The organism is Herbidospora sp. RD11066 (assembly GCF_054661255.1).
Genome location: NZ_BAAGDO010000005.1, coordinates 77,904 through 101,430 on the forward strand (window position 1 = coordinate 77,904; position 23,527 = coordinate 101,430).

Below are 23,527 nucleotides of genomic sequence, written 5' to 3' on the forward strand. Positions count from 1 at the left end.
CCCCGACGTTACCGAAGGGTAGCGGGCAGGATACGCCCGGTTACCTCCCCGAGGGACAGTCCTGACGGGGTCGTGGCCGTGATCGTGACGGTGTCGCCGTCTTCGAGGAACGACTGGCCGCTCTTCAGCGGCCGGGTGCCGTTCCAGGTGAGCTCGATCAGCGAACCGGGGTCGTCGGCGCCGGAGACGGTGCCGCTGGCGTAGAGGTCGCCGGTGCGCAGGTGGGCGCCGTTGACGGTGATGTGGGCGAGCATCTGGTCGGGCGTCCAGTACATGTCCCGGTAGTCGGGGCTGCTGATGATCTCGCCGTTGAGCTCGATGCGAAGGCCCAGGTCCAGGCCCCAGTCGGACTTCCGCCGCAGGTAGTCGAGCGGCGCCGGGTCCTGCGCGCGGCCGGGCACGCGGGCGTGGTCGAGGGCGTCGAGCGGGGTCACCCAGGCCGACATCGTGGTCGCGAACGACTTGCCGAGGAAGGGCCCGAGGGGGACGTACTCCCAGGCCTGGATGTCGCGGGCGCTCCAGTCGTTGACCAGGACCACCCCGAAGACGTGCTCCTCGAAGGGGCCTGACCCGCCCACACCGACGACGTAACCGACCTCGGCCTCGATGTCGAGCTTCTGCGACGGTCCGAACACAGGGCGCTGGCCGTTGGGGCGGCGGATCTCCGTACCGGAGACGACGACCGTGCCGGCCCGGCCGTGGTAGCCGACCGGGAGGTGCCGCCAGTTGGGCTTCAGCGGCTCCTCGTCGGGGCGGAACATGCGGCCCAGGTGGGAGGCGTGTTCGAGGGAGGCGTAGAAGTCGACGTAGTCGGCCACGTCGATCGGCAGGTGGAGGCTCACCCGGTCGAGCGGGATCAGGTGCTCGGCGCCGCGCCCGTCGGCCAGCAGGTCCTGCACCCGCGCCCGGGTCGCCCGCCAGGCACCGCGGCCCCGGGCCATGAACGGGTTGAGGGTCGGCTCCAGGAACACGTCGTCGTGCAGCAGGGGCGCCAGGTCGAGCACCTGGTCTTCCAGCCGCACCCCGACCCTGGGCCGCCCGCCGCCGACGGAGAACACGCCATAGGGCAGGTTGTCGGGCCCGAAACTCACTCGTCTTCTCCGATCAGGCCGAGGATCCGCAGGTCGGCAAGGGGCTGCGCGGTGCTGCACGAGCCGTAGGAGACCATGGTCTCCCTGGTCTTAAAAGCTTCTTCTTCTTTTACGGCTACCGCCGCACGCGCCAGCCCATCCACGTCGGTCGAGGCCAGAATCGGCAGCGGGTCACCCCCGTACAGTGCGGCGTGGGTGGCCAGCAGCAGGTTGAGGAACCCGTGCCGCCAGACGCCGAGCAGTTCGTCGTAGTGCCTTATGGCGTGGTGCAGCCCGGCGGTCGCCTTGAAGGGGATGCCGTTGCGCGTGCAGAACGTGATGAACCGGGCGACCTCCTCGGGCGACGGGAACGTCTCCCGGATCGGCCCGCCACACCGGATCTTGAACCCGGCCCCCTCCGAGGGATGCGGGTGCGCGACGGCGTCGAACCCGTCGAGCTCGTCGGCCGTGACCTCGACGAACAGCCGCGCGCCGGTGTGCGGGACGGGTTTGCCCAGCCGGACCTCGATGAGGTCGACGTCCCCCAGCTCCACGGAGGGGTCGTCGACGATCACCCCGAGTTTCTCGGGACGCGAGGTGAGCTCGTGCAGGCGGCTGGACAGGCACAGGAACCGGTGGGTGAGCACCCGGCTTCCGGCGAGGCGGTCGGACTCGTGGCGGGCCAGCGCGTCGGCCATCGGCAGGGAGGTCGGCGGGAACAGCCCGGCGTCGTCGACCAGGGCGGTGAACAGCGGGTTCATCGGGCCCAGGTCCAGGCGTAGTCGCCGTCTTCGCAGGCCAGCGCGCCCGGCCCGAGGTCCAGCGGCCGGAAGGTGTCGATCATCACGGCCAGCTCGGACGTGTGGGTCGCCCCCGACGCGATGACCGCCTCGACCGCGCCCGGCTGCGGCCCGTGGGTGAACCCGGCCGGGTGCAGCGACACCGACCCGACGTCGATGCCCGAACCCGCCCGCGCCGAGTAGTCGCCGCCGACGTAGAACATGAACTCGTCGGAGTCGACGTTGTGGTGGTTGTACGGAATCGGCACCGCCTCCGGATGGAAGTCGAGCGGCCGGGGGCAGAACGAGCAGATCACGAAGCCCGGCCCCTCGAACGTCTGGTGCACGGGCGGCGGCGCGTGGGTGCGCTTCACCACGGGCTCGAAGTCGTCGATGTTGAACACGTAGGGGTAGAGGCAGCCGTCCCAGCCGACGACGTCGAACGGATGGTTCCGGTAGGTGAGCCGGGTCAGCCCGCCCCTGGTCTTGACCAGGACCGGAACGTCCTCCCCCTCGACGATCAGCGGCTCGGACGGCGCCCGCAGGTCGCGCTCGGAGTAGGGGGCGTGCTCCAGGAACTGGCCGAACTGCGACAGGTAGCGCTTCGGCGGTCGGATGTGGCCCGAGGCCTCGATCGTGAGGGCCTCGACGGGCCCCGAGGGCACCCATCGGTGGATGGTCCCCGTCGGGATCACGACATAGTCGCCCTCGCCGACCTCCAGGGCGCCGTACATCGACTCGAACCGGGCCCGCCCCGACTTGATGTAGACGCACTCGTCGCCCATCGAGTCGCGGTAGAGCTCGCTGGGCCGGTCGGTGGCGGCGTAACCGATGCGCACGTCGCCGTTGCCCGCCAGCAGCCGCCGCCCCGAGACCAGGTCGCCCTCGGCGGGGAGGTCCTGGGTGCGGAAGTGCCGCGGCGACAGCGGCAGGTTGGGCTCCAGGGCGTTCTTGCGGGCGTCGACGGCCTCGGCCTTGGTGATCGCCGTGGGCGCGTGGCGGTGGTAGAGCAGCGAGGCGTCGGAGGAGAAGCCCTCTTCGCCCATCAGCTCCTCGGCGTAGAGGCCGCCGTCCGGACGACGGAACCGGACATGGCGTTTACGGGGAACCTCTCCCACGGTGCGATAGTGCGGCATAGTTGCCTCCTGTACGCATACCGGACGTTGACGTCCACTATACGTCAAGCGCCTCCCCGAGTTCCTTGGCGGCCTCCGACACGAGCGCCCCGGCGACGGCGACGTCGAGATCGCCGAACGAGATGATCCCGACCGACGCCTCCAGCCAGCCGAGCCCCGTGATCGGGGCGGCCACCCCTCGGGCTCCCTCCTGAAGCTGCCCCTCGGTGGCCTGGATACGCGGCTTCCCCTCGCGCAGCGACAGGATCGCCAGCCCGGCGGCGCCCTTCGACAGCGGATGACGTGATCCTGCCCGGTAGGCGACGTGGAGATTCGTCCACGACGGCTCGACCACCGCCATGGCCAGCCCCTCGCCCCCCTCGGCCACGGTCAGATGCGCGGTCGCCCCCGACGCCTCCGCCAGCCGACGCAGCGCGGGAACCGCCGCCGCCATCAGCAGCGGCTGCACCGCCTGGGCCAGCTTCACCACCCCGAACCCGAGCAGCACCCGCCCCGCGGCGTCCCGCCGGGCGAACCCCTCGTTCTGCAGCGAGGCGATCAGCCGGTAGACGACCGGCCGGCTGACCTCGAGGGCCACCGACAGCTCGGTCGGCGTCATCCCGGTGGGGGTCTCCGCGAGGAGACGAAGCAGCCTTAAACCCCGCTCAAGGGTCTGTGCCGACTCAACAGCCATGTGACCGATTATGGGACGGTGCAGAACGTGATTGTGGTGGGCGCCGGCATCTGGGGCGCGTCGCTGGCCCTGCGCCTGGCCGAGTCGGGCCGCCGGGTGACCCTCATCGAACGCCTCGCCGGAGACGACCCCCGCCGGGCCAGCGCTGGAGAGACCCGCCTGGTCCGCTCGGCCCACGGAACCTCGGAGTTCTACGCGCAAATGGCCTGGCATTCCACCCGCGAGTGGCTGGCCCTCAACAAGCGCGTGGGCGAGGAGATCTTCCTCCCGCAGGGCGTCATGTGGTTCGGCCGCGAGGCGGACGGCTGGGAGGCCCGTAGTGCCGAGGTCCTGAAAAATCTAGACATTCCTTGTACGTTGCTCGACTCGGCCGAGGCCGCGAGGTTCTACCCGGAGCTACGCCACGACGACCTGGCCACGGTCCTCTACGAACCTCAGGCCGGGGTGGTCCGCGCCCGCCGCGCCACCGAAGTGATCACCGGTCTGGCCCAGGACGCCGGGGTGACCTTGATCCGGGGCACCGCCCGGCCTGCGGGGCAGGGAGTAGCGGGCATAAGTGACGGTGATGCGGCCGGGCATGGCGGTGATGCGGCCAGGCAGGGCGGTAATGCGGGCGGGCATGGCGGTGATGCGGCCGCGCATGGCGGTGATGCGGCCGCGCAGGGCGGTGATGCGGCCGCGCAGGGGGGTGATGCGGCCGAGTCGGGCGATGGTGCGGCCGGGCGCGATGGGATGGCCGACTCCGATGCCGTGGCGGGGCGTAAGGCGGGGCGTAAGGCGGTGGGCGGCGTTAGCGCGGTCGGTCGCGGGGTCGGTCGCGGGGTCGGTCGCGCGGTGGTGGTCGATGGCGAGGTCATGGTCGCCGATCAGGTCGTTTGGGCCTGTGGGGCCTGGTTGCCCGGGTTGTTCGAGGGGTTGCCGATCACGGTCACCCGGCAGGACACGACGCATTTCGCCGCCGGCTGGACCGGGGTTCCCGCGTTCTGCGATTACAGCGCCTCCGCCTACGGCCACGGTGACATCGGCGGCCACGGCATGAAGATCACCAGCGATGTCGAGGGTGAGCCCGGGTTCGATCCCGAGTCGGCGCGCGGGGAGGTCCTCCCGTCCAGCGAGCGGCGGGCTCGCGACTATCTGGCGCGGCGCTTCCCCTCCCTGGCCGAGGTCCCGTTGGGCCTCACCCAGGTCTGCCAGTACGCCATCACTCCCGACGCCGAATGGATCATCACCGAGATCGACGAGGGCGTCTGGGTGCTGGGTGGCGACAGCGGCCACGGCTTCAAGCACGCCCCGGCGCTGGCGACCTACCTGACCTCGGTGCTGAACGGCGAAGCGGACATTGCCCCCCGCTTCGGCCTCCACCCGAGGGAAAGTGTGCGCGGCCTGCGAACCAGCGGAGACACGTGATCTACTGCCCCACATGGGTGAATTCGGGGCGGCCGAGGAGATCACGGTCGAAGCAGACACGCTCTCCCGGCGGGGAGCGGCCCTGGCCAAGATCGTGATGGCCCTGCTGGCGGCGGCGGTCCTGACGGCTTCCGCGCCACCCGTGGCCATCGGCGTCCCCGCCGTCTCCGGCGTGACCGACGGCCTGGAGGGCGCGACCCCCGTGGAGGCCCCCGCCGTCGACCTGGTCTGCGAGGGCGGCTGCCCCATCGGCGACGCCGCCGAAATGGGCGACGAGACCTCCCCGTTCCCCGAGGGCTACCGCGAAGAAGACCAGGAATGCACCGGCCCCGGCTGCGCCATCGCCCCGGAAGACCCGACGGTCATGATCGACCCTCTCACCGGCAGGGAAATCGCCCCGCGATAGGGCCAACGCCCCGCGATAGGGCCAACGCCCCGCGATAGGGCCAACGCCCTGAGGTGGGGCCGACGCCCCGCGGTAGGGCCAACGATCCGCGGTAGGGCCAACGATCCGCGGTAGGGCCGACCTCCCGTGATGGGGCCGACGCCCCGTGATGGGGCCGACGCCCCGTGATGGGGCCGACCTCCCGCGATAGGGGCGACCATCCGCGATCGACACCACGTCGCGGTCAGTGGCAACCGGCAACCGATATGACTCGTGGTCGGTGGAAGTCAGCGGCTCGCGGTCGGGGAGCGCCTTTGGTTTGCGGCCGGGGAGATGTCGTCCCGCTGTCGGTCGTGAGGTGACAGGTAGGATATTTCCTACGTATAGTGGCTGACATGCCCATATCGCATGCCTCGACCGAGGAGCGGGTGTTCGCCGCCCTCGCCAGTCCGGTTCGCCGGGAGGTGCTCGGGATCCTGCGTGACTCGGGGCCGCAGCCCGTCAGCGTGCTCGCCGAGCGTTTCGACATGGCGCGGCCCAGTTTCTCCGAGCATCTCCGGGTGCTCCGGGAGGCCGGGCTGGTCAGTGAGACCCGGTCGGGCCGGCTGCGCCTCTACCGCCTGGAGGGTTCCGCCCTCTACGAGGTGCAGGAATGGCTCAACCCGTTCGAACGCTTCTGGCGCGACCGCCTGACCGCCATGCGCGAGGTTCTCGACACCCTCGAGGACACCCTGGAGGACACCCATGACTGACGACGATCTGACCGCCATCCGCATCGACCAGTTCCTCGCGCATCCACCGTCCAAGGTCTGGCGGGTGCTCACCGAGCCCGAGCTGATCGCCCGGTGGCTGATGCCCGGTGACTTCAGGCTGGAGGTCGGGCACCGCTACACCATGGAGACCGGCGCCATCCCGGCCACTGGCTTCTCGGGTCACGTCCAGGCAGAGGTGCTGGCCTTCGAACCCGGGCGCATGCTGCGCATCGGCTGGCGTGACGCCGACCCCGCGAGCCCGGCCGGAGCCGAGTGGACCATCACCTGGACCCTGGCCCCCGAGGGCCGGGGCACCCGGATCTTCCTCACCCACGAGGGCTTCGACCCCGACAACCCCCTCCAGCTCAAGGCCCGCACGATCATGGGCGGCGGCTGGCGCGGCATGCTCACGCACCGCCTCGAGGAACTCCTCGCCCATGTCTGAGATCGCCGACCGGTACGCCCGCCTCGCCAGCGACTTCACGTCCCGGATCGTGGCCGTTCCCGATCATCTGTGGGGAGCCGTCAGTCCCTGCCGGGGCTGGACCGCCCGCGACGTCGTCGCCCATGTCGTCAACGGCCATCGGGGCATCGCCGGGTTCGTCCACGGCGCTCCGCCCGCGCCCGCTCACGGGGTCGGGGTGTCGTCCATGTCCGGCGCTCCGGTCGTCGAGCCGGGTGCCGATCTCGCGGTGGCGTTCGGGGCGTGCCGGGACGACCTGCTGGCCGTGCTCCGCGATCCCGTTCTGGCGGCCACGATCCTGCCGTTCTCGCCGATCGGGCCCGTTCCCGTCGAGAGGGCCGTCGACGTCGTGGGCGCGCTGGAGCTGCTGGGGCACACCTGGGATCTGGCCCGTGCCACGGGAGGTGACGAGATCCTCGACGAGGACGCCGTGATCCGTACACATCAGGCTCTTCTTCCCCATCACGCCGCGCTGCTGGCGACGGGGGCGTTCGAGGCCCCCGTACAGGGGCGGGAAGACGCCGATCCACAGACGGCTTTCCTCCGCTTCACCGGGCGCCTGGGGTAGCCGCCCGGTTCCAGCGGGGACGGCTCCTAGCGGGAGGACTCCAGCCAGGCGCCGAACTCGGACAGGTTGATGAGGCCGTCGCCGTCGCCGTCGACCTTGGCGATCACCGCGGCGGCACCCGCCTCACCGAGCGGCTGGCCGAGCAGATCCGCCAGGCGGGTCAGCTCTTCGGCCGAGATGAGGCCGTCGCCGTCGGCGTCGACGAGGGCGAAGGTGGGAGCGTACTCGCTCATGAATTCCTCCTCAGATACGCGATCAGCACCCTAGCGGGATATGTCTGCCCAAGACCGGCGTAGCCTCGCATTCATGACGCGGATCCTCGTTGTCGACGACGAGCCTCAGCTGCTGCGGGCGCTGCGCATCAACCTGGCGGCCCGCGAATACGACGTCGCCGTGGCCGCCGACGGCGCCGCCGCGCTGCGCCTGGCCGCCGACTGGCACCCCGACCTGGTCGTGCTCGACCTCGGCCTGCCCGACCTCGACGGCGTGGAGGTCATCCACGGCCTGCGCGGGTGGACCAAGGTGCCGATCATCGTGCTCTCGGGCCGCGCGGGCAGCGTCGACAAGGTCGACGCCCTCGACGCCGGCGCCGACGACTACGTCACCAAGCCCTTCGGCATCGACGAACTGCTCGCCCGCATCCGCGCGGTGACCCGCCGCACCGCCTCGACGGGCGCCGAACCGGTCGCCGTGAAGATCGGCGGCCACGTGGTCGACCTGTCCGACAAGACCATTTCCGGTGGTGTACGCCTCACGCCCACCGAATGGCACCTCCTCGAGATCCTGGTCCGCAACCCCGGCAAACTCATCAGCCAGCGCCAACTCCTGACCGAGGTCTGGGGCCCGGCCTACCTCAAGGAGACCCACTACCTGCGCCAGTACTTCGCCCAGCTCCGCCGCAAACTGGAGACCGACCCGGCCCACCCGGTCCACCTGGTGACCGAACCGGGCATGGGCTACCGCTTCCAACCCTGAGAAGAACCTTCCTTCTCCGTTACGGCTCCGCCCACCCTGCCCCGACCGCCGTCCCGGCCCGCACCGTATCCGGCGCCGACCGCCCGCTCGTGGTCCCGCGGCCAACGGCTCATGTGCGGCCGAGACCGTGCTGCCCGGCGTCGAGGCGGGCGATCGGCGGGTTCTCGTCGGGAACCTTGGTGGCCTGCGCCCTCCTTGACCTTCTCGGGAAACGCGGTGGAGCCGTGGCCTGGGGGATGGCCACGGCTCCACGGTTCGGGGCCGCTCTCGGGTCGGCCCCGCGAAGGTCAGCTGACCGTGCAGGTGGGGACGGGGGCCGCGTTGGTGGAGTTGTTCCAGGAGGCCAGGAAGCCGAACGTCGCGCTGGCGTTGGCGGCGAGGTTGCCGTTGTAGCCCGCGTTGCGGACGGTCACCTGGGCGCCCGACTGGGTGTGGGAGCCGTTCCAGAGCTGGCTGATCTGCTGGCCGTTGGCGAAGGTCCAGCGGACCGTCCACGCGCTGATCGCAGAGTTACCGGCCTTCACGATCACCTCGGCCTGGAAGCCGCCGCCCCACTGGGTGCCGGGCTTCCAGGTCGCCGTGCATCCACCGGGCTGCGGCGACGGGCTGGGCGACGGTGAAGGCGACGGGGAGGGAGAGGGCGAAGGCGTGGGGGACGGGGAAGGCGTCGGGGTCGGGGAGGGGGTGGTGCCGTTGATGGCCGCGGTCAGAGCCGGGTACCAGGCGTTGGACATCTTCTGGTCGCCTGCGGCGTTGGGGTGCACTCCGTCGTAGGTGTCGGTGGCGGTGCTGAAGCCCGTCCACTGGTCGACGACCGTGATCGGGGACTGGGCGGTCGTGCGGGCGGAGGCCCAGGCCGGGATCGCGTTGTTCAGCGCGACCGTGCGGGCGGCGCACTCGCCGCAGGTCGAGGGGTTCATGGGGATGATCTTGGCGACCAGGATCTTCATCGCCGGGTTCTTGGCCCGCATCTGGGTGACCAAGGTGGAGTAGGCGTTGAGGATGTCCGTCGTCGAGCGGTTGCTCCAGACGTCGTTGGTGCCGAAGTGCATCATCACGATGTCGGGGCTGGTCGCGTTCAGCCAGCCGACGAGCTGGTTCTGGGCCGCGACGTTGGTGACGAGGAAGCCGCCGTGGCCCTCGTTCTCGCCGTCGTAGGTGAACCCGCAGCCCTGCGGGCCGAGCGTGCCGACCATGTCGATGGACGTGTAGCCGGTCTGCTGCAGGCGCTGCCACAGCAGGGCGCGCCAGCAGCCGGGAGAACCGGTGATCGAGTCGCCCAGTGCCATGATCCGCACTGTGGCCGCCTCGGCGGGCCGCGCGACGAAGAACGCGGCGAGCAGCACCAGAGCCGCCACGAGGGCGCTCATCTTGGACGTCTTCACGGCCCGGATCGTAAGAACCGGTTCGTATGGTCTCCAAACAATTCGTCTAGCGCAGGGCTCTGAACTGCGAAGGTCTATGTACGTTTCACGACTGAACCAGTTCAGTCAGCGCCGCCACATCGACGGAACCCGGCGCCGAACGGTCCCGGGCCGCGCGGTTCGCCTCGCGCTGCAGCATCGCGTTGACCGGGGTCGGCACGCCGTGCAGGCGGCCGAGCAGGACGATCTCGCCGTTGAGGTAGTCGGCCTCGATCGTGCCGCTGCCCTTGGCCAGGCTCTGCCACGACGACCCGCCCGGCCGGGGCACGCCCTCGATCTCGCCGTGTTCGACCAGGGACCCGCGCCGCTCCCGTTCTTCGCCGGAGCCCGTCACGTCGATGCCGGCGGCGGTCAGCACCGCGACGCCCTCGTCGCGGGCGCGCCGGGCGAGGTCGTGACCGGCCGGGTCGGGGCCGGCCAGCGCCTCGACGGCGTTGCCGAGGTTGCCGAGGAGCTTGCCGTACTTCCAGCGCATGATCGCGGGGTCGGCCCAGGAGGCGAAGCCGCTGCCGTCGAGGTCGGCGGCGATCGTCTCGGCCAGGTTGTCCACACCCTGTGGATAACGTCCGACCGGGAGCATGCCGGACTTCGGGGTGCCGTAGGCGATGACCGCGCCGGGCTCCAGATGCAGGGTGGGCATCCAGATCAGCATTCCGTACACATCGGAGAACAGGCGCAGGGCGGTGCGTTCGTTCTCGACGGAGTTCTGCGCGCAGACCAGCGGCAGGCCGTCGGAGTGGGGCGCCCACGCCTGGAGGGCGGCCGGGGTGTCCTGCGTCTTGGTGGCGACGATCAGGACGTCGCCCTCGCGCAGCTCCAGGTCAGAAGGGTCGGCCACGGCGGGGATCGGAAGTGTTATAGACCCGTTCGGCGTAATGAAACGCAGTCCGGTTGAGCGGAGCGCGGCCAGATGAGACCCTCGGGCGGACAATATGACGTCGTGGCCTGATTGGAAGAGGCGGGCACCGATAGTGCCCCCGATACCTCCGGCCCCGATGATGATGTAGCGCACGCACCCGATTCTGCCCGGCTTTACAGTCACGGAGAGCTCTGTCACCGTGACGGTGGAACGCTGACTTCGGCGGATTTCGGGTCACCCAATATGCTGCGGTGCGAAAACTGCGGACCTCAAGGAAAGGAAGGCTCATGTACAAGGAGTTCGCGATCGAGGTCGTCGTCTGGCTGATCCCGGTCGTCATCCTGCTGGGCCTCGCCTGGCTGGTCACCGCGACCGCCTGACGCGCGACCGGTCACCGCAGTTCCAGGGCGAAGTCGCCCGCCGGGCAGCCGGAGATCCGCCATCCGCCGGGCACCTCACGGAACGCCACGGTCGCCACACCCGACGTCGTCACCGCCGGGCGGGCCGCGCCCGGCGCCCACACGTCGAGATCGCACCGCCCGGTCCCCCCGGTTCCGGTCAGCCGCAGATGGCGACGCTCCGGATCCGAATACAGCGAGGTGAGACGGCCGGGCACCACCCTCGGGTAGGCCCTGCTCACCACTTTGGTCACCGAGGGTGACGGCGCGATCTCTTCGCCGGTCGCGCAGTCGACGGCCATCAGGTTCCCGGCGGTGGCCGGATCGGTCCCGAAGAGCTGCGGATCGCCGCACGACTGCTTCCACACCCAGAAGGCGCCGCCGATCATGGCGCCGTCTTCTGCTTCCGCGTACGCGTTCAGCCGCCCCCCGCCCCACGCGTTGGTCCACAGCGGGGTGCCGTAGCGTCCGGCCATCCGCGCGGCGAGCGCGACCGCGCGGGCGGGGTCGATCGGCAGGTCGTCGGGTTTGACGGCGAAGACCAGGCGGGGATCGTCGGCGAAGCCCGTCCAGGGCGACCACAGCGGGCCCGGCTCGAAGAAGATCAGGTGGCGGAGCCCGCCCGCCGTGCGTTCGGCGTCCCTGATGGCGGCGACGGCGCGGGCGTAGAAGCGGCCGAGGGCGGCCGAGGAGGTCAGCGGCGGGGTCTCGCCGAGGCCGGGGTTGTTCAGCAGGTCGAACCCGGCGACGTCGGCCGACCGGGCGAACTCGCGGGCCAGCCGTCCCCACGTCGCGACCAGCCGGGTCTGGATGCCGTCGCGGTCGGCGTAGAAGTCGTCGAAGGCGCGGCTGACCACCGGGGCCAGCTCCTTCGACAGGAACGCGCAGCGCTTGCTGCCGTCGAACGGGGTGGCCCAGCCGGGGGCGCCGTCGCCGCCGGTCAGCGGGGTGGTGCCGGCCGGGCAGGTGGTGCCCATCGGGGCGACCACGCCCCGGCCCCAGGCGTCCTGGTGCAGGTCGAGGACGGTGACCATGTCGTGGGCGGCGGCCTGCTCGACGGCCTGGCGGATGCGGGCGACGTAGCCGGGGTCGAGGGTGCCGGGCTCGGGTTCGAGCAGCGACCAGGAGACGGCCAGCCGGACCGTCGAGAAGCCCATTGCGGCCATCTGCTCGAAGTCGTCTTCGGTCAGCGGGCGCACGGTCTCCTTCGTCGCGTCGCCGCTCCAGTAATCGACGAGCTGGTTCACTCCAACGCCGCGTAACAGCACCTGGCGGCCCTGGTCGTCGGTGATCACCTGGGCGGCGGACAGGGCGGCGGCCTCCGGCGACAGGGCCGATGCCAGGCTCAGTGCCAGGGCCAGCGCCACGCTCACGCGGGGCAGACTTCCCGTGAGTGGCCTGGGGCCGTCCTTCCTCCCGGGGAGCAGGATCGTGGCCGTGGCGGCGAACAGGCCGATCACCGCGCCGTAGGAGGCGCCCACGGCCAGGCGGATGACCAGGGAGTACAGCGGCCACAGGTCGGTGGTGACGGCGTCGGCGGGGCCGTACCCGAAGAGGGCTGTGACACTCTGGGCGAAGCCCAGGAAGAGCCCGCCGCAGACGCACGCGAGCCAGCACCCGATGAACCGCCCGGGTCCCGCCAGCAGCCGGGCCGAGGCGAAGTGGACGACGGCGAGGAAGACCGCGAGCCCGGCCAGCCCGCCCACCACCCCGGCGTCGGGCGTCGGCGCGAAGAACCACCACCCGCCGCCGAACGCGTAGCCGACAGGGGAGTGCGTCCACCACTCGTGCCCGAGCACGAGCAGCCCCGCGATGGCCGCGAAGGCCGCCATGAGCGTGAACTCCGGTACCGGCCGCCCCCAGGCCCGGCGCCCGGCCTTCCGCGCGGGGACTCCCGGGCTCAGGGCCGGTTCTGCGACCGGCCGGCTCCCAGGCATCGGTTCCGTGACCGATGGTCCGGGCCGGGAAATCACCGGATGCCCCGGCACCCGTTCCGCGGCCGGCCGGCGCGCCCCGCGTGTCACGATCCAAGCCGGGATCGCGGCGGGCCAGCAGAGAAGGCCCAGGTAGACACCGGTGAACCCGGCCGACCATGCCGTTGTCAAGGGGCCCTCGCCCTGCGGAACGGTCCCAAGGAAACGCCCGGCGACGGCGGCCAGCACGAGCACGCCCCAGGTCGCCAGGAACCCCCGCCGCAGCAGGTAGGAGCCGCCGACGAAGGCCGCCACCGTCAGCGCGGTTTCGACGGCGGAAGGGGCCAGCAGGCCGGTGGGATCGGCCAGGTTCAGGGCCGTGAGCAGGCCCGCGAGCACGCCGGACCCGGCGCCTGCGGCGCGGAGGGCGGTCGGGTCGACGGTGACGTGACGGGGCACCCCGCGATCCAACCAGCCCCACAGGCTTCCCGACTAGGGGTCGTTTGTGCTGGTCAGATCAGGCTATTAAGGGTTAAAACATGGCAAATTAGGACCGATCCAGGTATTTCGGTCATGCGTCCACAAAAGTGTCACTGTGCTGCAACATTGATCATCGTCATTTGATCATGTGATACTGCGCCGGTGATGCTGTAGTGATGGCAAACCATCACAGATGCGACATATAGCCAGTGAAGTGAGAAATGGGAGGTAACCAACACTCTACTGACCGTTCGAACCCGGTCATTGTTCCTGGTCACGTACGCACGAATCTCTTGGACCATTCGCAAGCGCTCATCCGCCGTGAGCGCTGTTTGTGCTGCGCAAATCCATCAGTGTGGGGAGCCACCAGAAATGTCCGTCGAGACACCCGCGAGACCCACCCGGCCCCAGCGCAACCTACCCCTCCACCGGTTGCTGCCCATGGTCGTCCGAGCCCCGTTGGAGGGTCTGGCCGATGTGGCCAGGGACGCCCGGGGGGAGATCGTCCGGCTGGACGTCGGGCCGTTCCGGCCCTATCTGCTGAGCCACCCCGACCACCTCCAGCACGCGCTGCGCGGTGACTGGACCAGCTACCTGCGCCAGGGCATGTTCTGGAAGCCCGTCGGGCGGCTGCTCGGCGACAGCGTGATCAGCGAGGGGCCCGGCTGGGCCGCAAGCCGGGCCGTGCTCCAGCCACTCTTCACCGCGCGCCACATCGGCTCGCTGACGGCGGACATGGCGGCCACGGTCGACGAAGGTCTCGACGAGCTCACCCCGAACGTGCCGATCGACGCGATGGAGGAGCTGAACCGCATCCTCACCCGGGCGGTCATCTCCGTCCTCTTCGGCGACCGGATCTCCCCGCGGGAGGCCGAGGTCCTCCAGCCCGCGTACGCCGTCGCGAACGTCTCCCTGGGCTTCCGGATCGCGCTGCCTTTCGTGCCCGACAGGGTGCCGCTGCCGGGTGACAAGAGGTTCCTGGCCGCCAAGCAGACCATCGACGACGTGATCTACCCGCTGATCCGGCAGGCCCGCAAGGAGAGAAGCGACGGGCCCGATGTCATCTCGGCGCTGGTCCGAGCTCGCGACGACGAGGGTCGCGAGCTCACCGACCTCAAGCTCCGCGACGACCTGGTCAGCATCTACGGCGCGGCCGCCGAGACCACCGCGGCCGCGCTGAACTGGCTGTGGCCCCTCCTGCACGAGCACCCCGACGTGGCGGCCAAACTCTACGCGGAGATCGACGAGGTCACCGGCGACGGGCCCGTCGACGCCGAGACGCTGCCGAAGCTGCGCTACCTGAACATGGTGCTGCGCGAGATGCTGCGCCTCTACCCGGCGGGCTGGGCCATGCCGCGGACGGTCACCAGAACCCACGAGATCGGCGGCGTCACCATCAGGGCCGGGGCGCAGGCGCTCATCAGCCCGTACATCACCCATCGCCTGGACGAGTTCTGGCCCGACCCGCTGACCTTCGACCCGGAGAGGTTCGCCCCCGGGAGGGATGACCGCCGCCATCGGTATTCGTATGTGCCGTTCGGCGCCGGACCGCACAACTGCTTCGGGCAGCACCTGTTCCACATCGAGGCGCCGCTGCTGGTCGCCGGGCTGCTCAAGCGGTTCCGGCCCGAGCTGGTCACCGAGGGGCCCTTCCCGGTGCAGCCGGCCGGGACGCTGCGCAGCCGCAAGAAGATCGAGATGATCCTGCGTCCGGTGAAAAAGTGATCGACGCGTACTCCGCCGGCCGGGTGAGCGGCCTGGCGGCGGGGTCCGCGCGCGATCTCACCGCGTGCGCCGCCGCCCACTCCGCCCTCTTCCCGGCGAAACCGTTCGACGCGACCCTGTTCAACGCCGTCTCGCTGGCCAACGCGTTCGGCTCGCCCGACGCGACCGTGGCCGAACTGCGGGTGGCCAACCGGCTGTCTCTGTGGATCTTCGCCGTCGACTGGCTGATCGACCACCGTGCCTCCCGCATCGACGAGGTCGACGCGATCGTGGACGAATGCCTCGACGGCGCCGCCAAGGGCCCGCTGACCGAGTTCCTCAACGAGATCCGCGACGAGGTGGCCGACCCGAGCGGCCTCTTCGAGGCCGAACTGGCCCGGATGCTGCACGCCATGCGCCTCGAGTTCGCCTGGAAGACCGGCGGCGAGCCGCCCACGTTCGACGCCTACCTCGGCAACGCCGCCAACTTCGGATCGACGTTCGTCAACGTCGCCCACTGGATCAGGAACGGAGTCACCGGGGTGCGCGACCTGCTCCCGGCCAGCGACGAGGTGCAGAAGGTGCTGCGCCTGCTGAACGATCTGGCCACCCACCACCGGGACGTGAGCTGGGGCGACCTCAACGCCCTCATGCTCGGCCCGACCCCGGAAGAGATCCGCGCCCACATCGCCGCGCTGACCGCGACGGCCAGGGAACTGATCGGGACGGGCCCCCAATCGGGCTATCTGGGACGCCAGATCGGCTACAGTTCCGGTTTCTACGGCGTCGCCGATTACTGGGGCAGCCGGTGAGCCCGGAAGATCCGGTCGGCCATCTGGTCAACGACCTGATGGCCAGACCGTGGGGCGACGTGTCGCCGTCGGTCTACGAGACCGGCCGCATGGTCACCCTGGCACCCTGGCTCACCGGGCACACCGAGCGGATGGAATACCTGTGCGCCGGGCAGCGTCCCGACGGCGGGTGGGGCCTGCCCGACGGCTATGACCTGGTGCCGACCCTGTCCGCGACCGAAGGACTGCTGTCCGCCGTCGACCGGGGGGATCCGGCCCCGCGCCGTGGAGATCCGAAGGTCGCCGCGCACCGGGGCATGGCGGCGCTGGCGCGGCGCCTGATCCACGAGCCGTGGCGGCCGCTGCCCGACATGCCGGCGATCGAGCTGATCGTGCCGCACCTGATCGGCCTGATCAACGAACGTTTCGGCGGCGCGGGCCTGCCCCTGCCGCCCGGCATGAGCGCGGCGCCGCTCGGCCGAATTCGCGACAGGTTGAAATCCGGTGGGCAACTTCCAGAGAAATTGCACCACGCGCTGGAAATAGCGGGAGATTCCGCGATTTTTGCGCAAACAAGCCTTACTTCAATTGGGACGGTCGGCGCGTCTCCCGCCGCGACGGCGGCCTACCTGGGCGACAGCGGGCTCCTGGAACCCGGCAACCCGGCCCGGCTGCACCTGGAGGCGGTGGCCCGGCGCTTCGGCGGGCCGGTCCCGGTGGGCCTGCCGATCACCGTCTTCGAGCGCGGCTGGGTGCTGAGCACGCTGGTCAGAGCGGGTGTCGCGGTCGACCCACCGGCCGAGATGGTGGCCGACCTGGCGGCGGCGATCGGCCCCGCCGGTACCCCTGCCGGGCCCGGCCTGCCCCCCGACTGCGACACCACCTCGGTCGCCCTCTACGCCCTGGGGTTGCTGGGGATTCCGTACGACCCCGAGTGCCTGCTCGCGTACGAGCTGGACACCCATTTCTGCACGTGGCAGGGGGAGGAGGGCGCCTCCATCAGCACGAACGCCCACGTGCTGGACGCTCTGGGCCGCCACCTGAGCCTCGTCCCGGGCGCCGTCCACCACCGCCCCCGGATGGAGAAGGTGATCACCTGGCTCGCCGGGCGGCAGCTCCCCGACGGATCATGGACCGACCGCTGGCACGCCAGCCCTCTCTACGCCACCGCGTGCGCCGCCCTGGCCCTGCACGAGTACGGCGGCCCTGCGGCGCGCTCTCATGTTGACAGGGCACTGACCTGGACTCTCGCGAACCAGCGCGAAAACGGATCTTGGGGCAGGTGGTCCGGCACGCAGGAGGAGACCGCCTACGCGCTCCAGATGCTGCTGCTGGCCGGAGACGCGCGCCACCGCGAGGCGGCGGCACGCGGGCACGCCTTTCTGACCGAAGAAGATGACATCTCCGAATGGCCGCCTCTGTGGCATGACAAGGACCTGTACCTGCCCGTTTCCATCGTCCGAGCGGCCATGATCGCGGCGCGTCATCTTTCGCGACAGAATGTCGCTGCGTACCTCCAGATATGAGTACATAAAAGGGACACGCGAGTTGAGTGTGTTTCCTGGCATTGCTAGGGTTCCCCGAGGCGCGTGCGGCTTGCACCCCAGAAATCCCCGCAAAGCGGTGAACTGTTAGTAATCGCCGGGAAACGTCCCAAGGTGGTTGATATGCGCTTCCGCAATTCCCGAGTGCGGACCAAGGTGGTGGCACTGCTGCTGTCCCTCGCGGCCCTCTGGGGGTTCGCGGCCTGGGTCACGCTCCGGGAAGGCGTCAACCTCCTGTTCGTGAACACGATCGACCAGGGTGTCGCGGAGCCCAGTGACGCGCTCGTGCTGGCCCTCCAGAATGAGCGGCGCGCGACGGTCGTCCTGCTCGCCAGCCGCCGTCCGCAGGCCGACTTGGCCGCGGTCCGGGCCAAGACCGACGAGACCAGGGCCCACTTCGAGGCCCTGGCCAGGGGCGACGACGTCGCGTTCGCCTCCAGCCCCGACACGGTCAAGAACCTCGACGAGCTGTTCGGTCTCCTCGCGACCCTGCCCGAGATACGCAAAGCGGTCGACGAGGGACAGATCAACCGTGGCCAGGCGTCCGAGGGTTACACCAAGGCGCTCGACGCCATCTTCCGCACGTATTTCTCGGCCGCGACCCTCGACGACGAGCAAATCGCCAAAGACGCTCGCACTCTCATCAATCTCCAGCGTGCACGTGAGGTTCTCTCGCAGGAGGACGCGCTGCTGGCGGGCGCCATCGCGGCAGGCCGTTTCGTCGCCGGGGAACACGCGCAATTCGTGCAGATCGTCGGCGCCCAGCGTTTCCATACGGCCGAGCAGGTCGCCGAGCTGCGGGCCCCCGACCGGGCCCACTTCGACGCGTTGCTGAAGAGCGAGGCGTTCACCCGGCTCCGCGCGGCCGAGAACGAGGTGATGGAACGCGGCCGGACCCTGGAGGTGCCGCCCCTCTCGGCGGTTCAGTGGCAGCAGACCACCTCCGTCGCGCTCGGCCGCATGAGCGACGAGGTGCTCGCGGGTGGTGACCGCGTGCTCGAGCGCGCCACCCCGGTCGCGATCGGCGTCATCGTGCGGCTCGCGCTGGCCGGCGGTCTCGGGCTGATCGCGGTCATCGCGTCGATCATCCTGTCGATCACCACGGCCCGGCGGCTGGTCGCGCAGCTCGAGAAGCTCCGCGAGGCCGCCCTCGAACTGGCCAACGAGCGGCTGCCCGGCGTGGTCGAGCGCCTCGCCCACGGCGAGAAGGTCGACGTCGCCAAGGAGGCGCCGCCCCTGGAGTTCGGCGGCGACGTCATCGGCCAGGTGGGCCAGGCGTTCAACGCCGTCCAGGAGACCGCGATCCGGACCGCCGTCGAGGAGGCCGAGCTCCGGCAGTCGATCCGCGACATCCTGCTCAGCCTGGCCCGGCGCACCCAGTCGCTCGTGCACCGCCAGCTCACCCTGCTCGACGTCATGGAACGCCGCGAGACCGACGCCGAGGAGCTCAAGGACCTGTTCCGGGTCGACCACCTCGCCACCCGCATGCGCCGCAACGCCGAGAACCTCATCGTGCTCTCGGGCGCGACCCCGGCCCGCGCCTGGCGGCGTTCGGTGCCGATGGTCGACGTGGTCCGCGGCGCGCTCGCCGAGGTCGAAGACTACACACGCGTGACGATCGTCCCGATGGGCCCGGTCGACCTGACCGGACGCGCCGTCGGCGACGTCATCCACCTGCTCGCCGAGGTGATCGAGAACGCGGTGTCGTTCTCGCCGCCCTACACGGTCGTGCAGGTCGGCGGCCAGCCGGTCGCCAGCGGTTACGCCATCGAGATCGAGGACAGAGGCCTGGGCATGACCCAGGAGGACCTCGACGAAGCCAACGCCCGCATCCTGAACCCCCCGGAGTTCAACCTCTCCAGCACCGCCCGGCTCGGCCTTTACGTGGTCAGCCGCCTGGCCGAACGCCACGGCATCAAGGTGTCGCTGAAGAGTTCCCCCTACGGCGGCACGACCGCCGTCGTACTGCTGCCGCGCGATCTGGTCATCGACGACCGGCCCGCCGACATCCCCCCGGCTGAGCAGTTGCCGTTGCCCGAGGCGCCCCCGAGGCTGGCCGAGGTCACCATGCTCGCCGCGCCGGTGGCGCAGCTCACGCCGCGCCGCCCCGAGCCCGTGCAGGACACCCCTGTCGCTCCGCGCGTCCCGGAGGCCACCGTGACCGAGTTCACCCCCTCAGGTCTGCCCTTCCGCGTTCCCCAGGCGAACATCGCCGCGCCGCTGCGTGACGCGGCCGACGACCTCGCCGAACCGGAAGAGGACGACGACGACCGGTCACCTGAAGAGATCATGCGCATCATGGGCTCGTTCCAGTCGGGCACCCGGCGTGGCCGGTCCGATGCGGCCCGCAAACTCCAACAGAACGAAGGGGACGATCGGTGACCGCGGCCGACCTCGCCTGGCTCCTCGACGATTTGGTCAGCAACGTCAAGGAGGTGCGGCACGGCATCGTGCTGTCCTCCGACGGGCTGCTGATGGCGAGCTCACGGGACCTGGAGATAGCCAGTGCAGAACACCTGTCCGCGGTCGCCGCGGGGGTGCAGTCGCTGGCACGCGGCGTCAGTGAACGTTTCGACGGTGGCGCCGTCCGGCAGACCATCATCGAGATGCGGTCGGCCTACCTGCTGGTCACCGTCGCCGGCAAGGGCGCCTGTCTCGCGGTGCTCTGCGAGGAGGACGCCGACGTCGGCCTGGTGGCCTACGAGATGGCGATGCTCGTGGTCCGTGTCGGGCAGTACCTGACGTCCCCCGCACGGACAGTGGCGACTACGGCGACCAGGAGCGACCCGTGAACCCTGACGAGCAGCTCTACGACGAACAGGTCGTCCGCCCCTACGTCATCTCCCGCGGCCGCACCGAGGCGCGTGCCAACCTCGACCTCATCTCCCTGGCGGTCGCCATCAGGCAGCCGACCGGGCTGGAGGTCGGGCTCGATCCCGAGCACCTGGCGATCGTGAAGATGTGCCACCGCCCGCTGTCGGTGGCCGAGGTCGCCGCCGCGCTCGACCTGCCGGCCGGCACGGTCCGGGTGCTGCTCGGCGACCTGCTCGACGCGGGCTTCGTGGCGGTCCAGGACCCCCAGCCCGAGGTGGACGTACTCGACGAGCGAATGTATAGGGCGGTGCTCGATGGCCTCCGTGCCCTCTAAAAAAGCGGTACGCATGCCCACACCCGTGAAGCTGCTCATCGCGGGCGGCTTCGGGGTGGGCAAGACGACGATGGTCGGTGCGGTCTCCGAGATCCGGCCGCTGCGCACCGAAGAGGTGCTGACCGACCGCAGCATCGGCGTCGACGACCTGTCCGGCGTCGAGACGAAGACCACCACCACCGTGGCGATGGACTTCGGCCGGATCAGCGTCGGCGACGACTACGTGCTCTACCTGTTCGGCACCCCCGGCCAGGACCGGTTCTGGTTCGTCTGGGACGAACTGGCCAGGGGCGCCCTGGGAGCCGTCGTGCTGGCCGACACCCGGCGGCTGTCCGACTGCTTCCCGTCGGTCGACTACTTCGAGCGGCGCGGCACCCCGTTCGTCGTCGCCGTCAACTGCTTCGAGGGCGCCCCGGTCTACGACCTGGCCGAGGTGAAGCTGGCGCTCAGCCTGCCGCCGGACATCCCGGTGCTGCTGTGCGACGCGCGCCGCCGCGCCTCCGGCAAGGAGGTGCTGATCGCGCTCGTCCAGCACGCCTACAGCAAGCGGCCCGTGGCCAAGGTCTGAGACACCGCCTCCTGAATGCGCCGCCGCACGGCGGCCTGCTCGTCGCGTTCGGTGACCACCTCGACCACCCACAGGCCCGTGCTGGGTTGCAGCTCGTTGACGCCGTTGACGCGCGCGTAGGGCACCTGGGCCATCGCGGCGACGTCGCGGGCGCTGACGCCGTGGGGAGTGCCGAAGAGGCGCTCGAACTCCGGCCGTCCGGCCGGTTCCAGGGTGGAGAAGATGCCGCCGCCGTCGTTGTTGACGACCAGGATCGTCAGGTCGGGTCTCGGCTCCATCGGGCCCATGACCAGGCCGTTCTGGTCGTGGATGAGCGACAGGTCGCCGATCAGCGCGTACGAAGGGCCGTCGTGGGCCAGGGCCGCGCCGATCGCCGACGACACCAGGCCGTCGATGCCCGAGGCGCCCCGGTTGGCCAGGATGCGCACCCCGTCGCGGGGGCGCATGGCCAGGTCGAGGTCGCGGATCGGCATGCTCGACCCCGCGAAGAGCAGGGCGCCCGCGGGCAGCGCCGCGACCAGGTCGCGGGCCAGCCGGGGCTCGCTCACCGGGGTCGCGTCGAGCATCAGGTCGATGGCGTCGCGGGCGCGCTTCTCGGCCTCGTGCCAGGTGGCCGTCCAGTCGGTCGGGCCGCTCGGGGAGGTGGCCCGCACCGAGGGGACCACGGCCGAGGCGGTCCGGGTCGGGTCGGGGTGCCTGGCCTCCCGCGACACCACGACGTGGCGTTCGGCCGACCGGACGTAGGCCAGCGCGGCCCGTGACAGGCCGACCCGGCCCGACGTGACCACCAGGCCGGGCCGGAAGACCCGGGCGAACGCCGGGTCGCCGAGCAGGCTGCGGTAGGTCGAGATCGCCGCCGGGCCGTGACGGTGGCCGCTGGTCGGCTCGGCCAGGATCGGCCAGCCGGTGGCCTCGGCCAGGCCCTCCCAGTCGTCGTCCTCCGCGCCGTCGCCGAGGACGATGACGCCGCGCTCCTCGGCCGGGAGCGCGAACGGTTCGCTCTGGAAGGCGGGCGGCGTGATCGACGTCCACGGCTGCCGGTCGGCGCGGCCCTCCAGCAGCTTGTCGGCGTCTCCCGACGGGATCAGCGGGTCGCGGAAGGCCAGGTTGATGTGGACCGGGCCCCTGTCGGGGTGGAGCATGGCCGACCAGGCCCGGTCGATCGTGGTGCGCCAATAGGGCATCTGGCCGGGTTCGGCCGCGCCCATCTCGCAGAACCACCGCACGTGGGCGCCGTAGAGCTTGATCTGGTCGATCGTCTGGTTGGCGCCGGTCGCCCGCAGCTCCGGCGGCCGGTCGGCCGTCAGCAGCAGCAGCGGGACGCCCGATTCGGCGGCCTCGACCACGGCGGGCAGGTAGTTGGCGGCGGCGGTTCCGGACGTACACACGAGAGCGACCGGGCGGCCCGACCGGCGGGCCAGCCCCAGGGCCAGGAACGCGGCCGAACGCTCGTCGACCCGCACGTGGAGCCGGATGTGTTCGCTGTTGTGGAAGGCCAGCGCGAGGGCGGTCGAGCGCGAGCCGGGGGAGACGACGACCTCGGCCAGCCCGCACCGGGCCAGTTCGTCGACGACGACCCCGGCCAGCGCCGTGGAGCCGTTCCCGCTCAGAAGTGCCATGGGAACGGGCTCCAATCGGGTGATCGTTTCTCGAGGAAGGAGTCGCGGCCCTCGGCCGCCTCGTCGGTCATGTACGCCAGCCGCGTCGCCTCCCCCGCGAACACCTGCTGGCCCACCAGGCCGTCGTCGATGAGGTTGAAGGAGTATTTGAGCATCCGCTGCGCGGTCGGGCTCTTGCCGTTGATCTTGCGCGCCCATTCGAGCCCGACGACCTCGAGCTCCTCGTGGGGCACGACCGCGTTGACCATGCCCATGCGGTGGGCGTCTTCGGCGGAGTAGGTGTCGCCCAGGAAGAAGATCTCGCGGGCGAACTTCTGACCGACCTGGCGGGCCAGGTAGGCGCTGCCGAAACCGCCGTCGAAGCTGGCGACGTCGGCGTCGGTCTGCTTGAACTTCCCGTGTTCGCGGCTGGCGATCGTCAGGTCGGCCACCACGTGGAGGCTGTGGCCGCCACCGGCCGCCCAGCCGGGCACCAGGCAGATCACGATCTTGCCCATGAAGCGGATCTGGCGCTGCACCTCCAGGATGTGGAGGCGGCCGGTCGAGGGCAGGCCGTCGGCGTACTGGTAGCCGTCCTTGCCGCGGATGCGCTGGTCGCCGCCGGAGCAGAACGCCCAGCCGCCGTCGCGCGGCGACGGGCCGTTGCCGGTCAGCAGCACGCAGCCGATGTCGACCTGCTGGCGCGCGTGGTCGAAGGCCCGGTAGAGCTCGTCGACCGTCTGCGGGCGGAAGGCGTTGCGCACCTCGGGACGGTTGAAGGCGATCCGAACCGTGCCCTGATCAACCGCCCGGTGGTAGGTGATGTCGGCGAAGTCGAAGCCCTCGACGGGGCGCCACGCCTTCTCGTCGAACAGTTCAGAAACCATGCTGT

Annotated in this window: 24 protein-coding genes; 13 read left to right on the forward strand and 11 right to left on the reverse strand. The window is 70.4% G+C overall.

From position 1 onward, the window contains the following. Positions 1 to 8: 8 nt before the first annotated feature. Genes ACYQ78_RS20545 through ACYQ78_RS20560 form a run of 4 tightly spaced genes read right to left on the reverse strand, consistent with a single transcriptional unit; the run spans position 9 to position 3,658 of the window. Complete coding sequence (locus tag ACYQ78_RS20545) at positions 9 to 1,091, reverse strand: fumarylacetoacetate hydrolase family protein (RefSeq protein WP_459802485.1); 1,083 nt, start codon at positions 1,089 to 1,091, stop codon at positions 9 to 11. Further along, a complete protein-coding gene (locus ACYQ78_RS20550) occupies positions 1,088 to 1,831 on the reverse strand; it encodes a hypothetical protein (protein WP_459802486.1) in 744 nt (247 codons plus the stop codon). Before ACYQ78_RS20550 ends, ACYQ78_RS20545 begins: the two co-directional genes overlap by 4 nt. Then, a complete protein-coding gene (locus tag ACYQ78_RS20555) occupies positions 1,828 to 2,985 on the reverse strand; it encodes a homogentisate 1,2-dioxygenase (RefSeq protein WP_459802487.1) in 1,158 nt (385 codons plus the stop codon). Before ACYQ78_RS20555 ends, ACYQ78_RS20550 begins: the two co-directional genes overlap by 4 nt. Positions 2,986 to 3,022: 37 nt before the next feature. Further along, entirely contained in the window at positions 3,023 to 3,658 is a 636-nt protein-coding gene (locus ACYQ78_RS20560) for a helix-turn-helix domain-containing protein (RefSeq protein ID WP_459802488.1), read from the reverse strand. 18 nt (positions 3,659 to 3,676) lie between these two features. Between ACYQ78_RS20560 and ACYQ78_RS20565 the strand changes: the two genes are divergently transcribed. The 5 genes from ACYQ78_RS20565 (at position 3,677) to ACYQ78_RS20585 (ending at position 7,233) form a co-directional block, all read left to right on the forward strand. After that, a complete protein-coding gene (locus ACYQ78_RS20565; protein ID WP_459802489.1) occupies positions 3,677 to 5,065 on the forward strand; it encodes an NAD(P)/FAD-dependent oxidoreductase in 1,389 nt (462 codons plus the stop codon). Positions 5,066 to 5,078: 13 nt separating this feature from the next. Then, positions 5,079 to 5,471 carry a hypothetical protein gene (locus ACYQ78_RS20570; RefSeq protein WP_459802490.1) on the forward strand — a complete coding sequence of 131 codons (393 nt, stop codon included), beginning with the start codon at positions 5,079 to 5,081 and terminating at the stop codon, positions 5,469 to 5,471. Between the two features lie 374 nt (positions 5,472 to 5,845). Further along, on the forward strand, positions 5,846 to 6,202 hold the full coding sequence (locus tag ACYQ78_RS20575) for an ArsR/SmtB family transcription factor (protein WP_459802491.1): 357 nt from the start codon (positions 5,846 to 5,848) through the stop codon (positions 6,200 to 6,202). Then, positions 6,195 to 6,647, forward strand: a complete 453-nt coding sequence (locus ACYQ78_RS20580; RefSeq protein ID WP_459802492.1) for an SRPBCC family protein — start codon at positions 6,195 to 6,197, stop codon at positions 6,645 to 6,647. Before ACYQ78_RS20575 ends, ACYQ78_RS20580 begins: the two co-directional genes overlap by 8 nt. Further along, the gene (locus ACYQ78_RS20585) at positions 6,640 to 7,233 is read left to right on the forward strand and encodes a maleylpyruvate isomerase family mycothiol-dependent enzyme (protein ID WP_459802493.1); all 594 of its coding nucleotides are present in this window, start codon (positions 6,640 to 6,642) and stop codon (positions 7,231 to 7,233) included. The genes ACYQ78_RS20580 and ACYQ78_RS20585 overlap by 8 nt, the downstream gene beginning before the upstream one ends. A gap of 26 nt (positions 7,234 to 7,259) precedes the next feature. Here the strand turns inward: ACYQ78_RS20585 and ACYQ78_RS20590 are convergent, their stop codons facing one another. Then, positions 7,260 to 7,466 carry an EF-hand domain-containing protein gene (locus tag ACYQ78_RS20590; RefSeq protein ID WP_062439771.1) on the reverse strand — a complete coding sequence of 69 codons (207 nt, stop codon included), beginning with the start codon at positions 7,464 to 7,466 and terminating at the stop codon, positions 7,260 to 7,262. 73 nt (positions 7,467 to 7,539) lie between these two features. Between ACYQ78_RS20590 and ACYQ78_RS20595 the strand changes: the two genes are divergently transcribed. After that, positions 7,540 to 8,208 carry a response regulator gene (locus ACYQ78_RS20595; protein ID WP_459802494.1) on the forward strand — a complete coding sequence of 223 codons (669 nt, stop codon included), beginning with the start codon at positions 7,540 to 7,542 and terminating at the stop codon, positions 8,206 to 8,208. Between the two features lie 109 nt (positions 8,209 to 8,317). Here the strand turns inward: ACYQ78_RS20595 and ACYQ78_RS20600 are convergent, their stop codons facing one another. The 4 genes from ACYQ78_RS20600 to ACYQ78_RS20615 all read right to left on the reverse strand — a co-directional run bounded on the left by ACYQ78_RS20600 (position 8,318) and on the right by ACYQ78_RS20615 (position 13,261). Then, a complete protein-coding gene (locus ACYQ78_RS20600) occupies positions 8,318 to 8,452 on the reverse strand; it encodes a hypothetical protein (RefSeq protein WP_459802495.1) in 135 nt (44 codons plus the stop codon). Between the two features lie 43 nt (positions 8,453 to 8,495). Beyond that, entirely contained in the window at positions 8,496 to 9,593 is a 1,098-nt protein-coding gene (locus ACYQ78_RS20605) for a cellulose binding domain-containing protein (RefSeq protein ID WP_459802496.1), read from the reverse strand. A gap of 85 nt (positions 9,594 to 9,678) precedes the next feature. After that, a complete protein-coding gene (locus ACYQ78_RS20610) occupies positions 9,679 to 10,689 on the reverse strand; it encodes a ketopantoate reductase family protein (protein WP_459802497.1) in 1,011 nt (336 codons plus the stop codon). 193 nt (positions 10,690 to 10,882) lie between these two features. Further along, positions 10,883 to 13,261, reverse strand: a complete 2,379-nt coding sequence (locus ACYQ78_RS20615) for a glycoside hydrolase family 5 protein (protein WP_459802498.1) — start codon at positions 13,259 to 13,261, stop codon at positions 10,883 to 10,885. A 393-nt stretch (positions 13,262 to 13,654) separates the two neighbouring features. On the opposite strand from ACYQ78_RS20615, the gene ACYQ78_RS20620 reads away from it, so the two are divergent. From ACYQ78_RS20620 to ACYQ78_RS20650, 7 genes are all read left to right on the forward strand, one after another. Continuing rightward, positions 13,655 to 15,007: a cytochrome P450 gene (locus ACYQ78_RS20620; RefSeq protein ID WP_459802499.1), complete on the forward strand. Its 1,353-nt coding sequence runs from the start codon at positions 13,655 to 13,657 to the stop codon at positions 15,005 to 15,007. Beyond that, a complete protein-coding gene (locus tag ACYQ78_RS20625) occupies positions 15,004 to 15,798 on the forward strand; it encodes a terpene synthase family protein (protein WP_459802500.1) in 795 nt (264 codons plus the stop codon). Before ACYQ78_RS20620 ends, ACYQ78_RS20625 begins: the two co-directional genes overlap by 4 nt. Next, entirely contained in the window at positions 15,795 to 17,303 is a 1,509-nt protein-coding gene (locus ACYQ78_RS20630; RefSeq protein ID WP_459802501.1) for a prenyltransferase/squalene oxidase repeat-containing protein, read from the forward strand. The genes ACYQ78_RS20625 and ACYQ78_RS20630 overlap by 4 nt, the downstream gene beginning before the upstream one ends. Positions 17,304 to 17,444: 141 nt before the next feature. Continuing rightward, entirely contained in the window at positions 17,445 to 19,703 is a 2,259-nt protein-coding gene (locus ACYQ78_RS20635) for a sensor histidine kinase (protein ID WP_459802502.1), read from the forward strand. Beyond that, positions 19,700 to 20,113, forward strand: a complete 414-nt coding sequence (locus ACYQ78_RS20640; protein ID WP_459802503.1) for a roadblock/LC7 domain-containing protein — start codon at positions 19,700 to 19,702, stop codon at positions 20,111 to 20,113. The genes ACYQ78_RS20635 and ACYQ78_RS20640 overlap by 4 nt, the downstream gene beginning before the upstream one ends. Further along, positions 20,110 to 20,469, forward strand: coding sequence for a DUF742 domain-containing protein (locus ACYQ78_RS20645; RefSeq protein ID WP_459802504.1), 360 nt, complete (start codon positions 20,110 to 20,112; stop codon positions 20,467 to 20,469). Before ACYQ78_RS20640 ends, ACYQ78_RS20645 begins: the two co-directional genes overlap by 4 nt. After that, complete coding sequence (locus tag ACYQ78_RS20650) at positions 20,450 to 21,037, forward strand: GTP-binding protein (protein WP_459802505.1); 588 nt, start codon at positions 20,450 to 20,452, stop codon at positions 21,035 to 21,037. Before ACYQ78_RS20645 ends, ACYQ78_RS20650 begins: the two co-directional genes overlap by 20 nt. On the opposite strand, the gene menD is transcribed toward ACYQ78_RS20650, so the two are convergent. Both menD and ACYQ78_RS20660 read right to left on the reverse strand, forming a co-directional pair. Further along, a complete protein-coding gene (gene menD, locus ACYQ78_RS20655; protein ID WP_459802506.1) occupies positions 21,007 to 22,656 on the reverse strand; it encodes a 2-succinyl-5-enolpyruvyl-6-hydroxy-3-cyclohexene-1-carboxylic-acid synthase in 1,650 nt (549 codons plus the stop codon). The genes ACYQ78_RS20650 and menD overlap by 31 nt on opposite strands. Then, positions 22,644 to 23,522 carry a 1,4-dihydroxy-2-naphthoyl-CoA synthase gene (locus ACYQ78_RS20660; protein ID WP_459802507.1) on the reverse strand — a complete coding sequence of 293 codons (879 nt, stop codon included), beginning with the start codon at positions 23,520 to 23,522 and terminating at the stop codon, positions 22,644 to 22,646. The genes menD and ACYQ78_RS20660 overlap by 13 nt, the downstream gene beginning before the upstream one ends. Positions 23,523 to 23,527: the final 5 nt, after the last annotated feature.

Coding starts and splice junctions, on each gene's coding strand:
- ACYQ78_RS20550 (WP_459802486.1), bottom strand. CDS start 1,831: ATGAACCCGCTGTTCACCGCCCTGGTCGACGACGCCGGGCTGTTCCCG.
- ACYQ78_RS20585 (WP_459802493.1), top strand. CDS start 6,640: ATGTCTGAGATCGCCGACCGGTACGCCCGCCTCGCCAGCGACTTCACG.
- ACYQ78_RS20620 (WP_459802499.1), top strand. CDS start 13,655: ATGTCCGTCGAGACACCCGCGAGACCCACCCGGCCCCAGCGCAACCTA.
- ACYQ78_RS20580 (WP_459802492.1), top strand. CDS start 6,195: ATGACTGACGACGATCTGACCGCCATCCGCATCGACCAGTTCCTCGCG.
- ACYQ78_RS20590 (WP_062439771.1), bottom strand. CDS start 7,466: ATGAGCGAGTACGCTCCCACCTTCGCCCTCGTCGACGCCGACGGCGAC.
- ACYQ78_RS20635 (WP_459802502.1), top strand. CDS start 17,445: ATGCGCTTCCGCAATTCCCGAGTGCGGACCAAGGTGGTGGCACTGCTG.
- ACYQ78_RS20650 (WP_459802505.1), top strand. CDS start 20,450: ATGGCCTCCGTGCCCTCTAAAAAAGCGGTACGCATGCCCACACCCGTG.
- ACYQ78_RS20560 (WP_459802488.1), bottom strand. CDS start 3,658: ATGGCTGTTGAGTCGGCACAGACCCTTGAGCGGGGTTTAAGGCTGCTT.
- menD (WP_459802506.1), bottom strand. CDS start 22,656: ATGGCACTTCTGAGCGGGAACGGCTCCACGGCGCTGGCCGGGGTCGTC.
- ACYQ78_RS20555 (WP_459802487.1), bottom strand. CDS start 2,985: ATGCCGCACTATCGCACCGTGGGAGAGGTTCCCCGTAAACGCCATGTC.
- ACYQ78_RS20575 (WP_459802491.1), top strand. CDS start 5,846: ATGCCCATATCGCATGCCTCGACCGAGGAGCGGGTGTTCGCCGCCCTC.
- ACYQ78_RS20570 (WP_459802490.1), top strand. CDS start 5,079: ATGGGTGAATTCGGGGCGGCCGAGGAGATCACGGTCGAAGCAGACACG.
- ACYQ78_RS20660 (WP_459802507.1), bottom strand. CDS start 23,522: ATGGTTTCTGAACTGTTCGACGAGAAGGCGTGGCGCCCCGTCGAGGGC.
- ACYQ78_RS20595 (WP_459802494.1), top strand. CDS start 7,540: ATGACGCGGATCCTCGTTGTCGACGACGAGCCTCAGCTGCTGCGGGCG.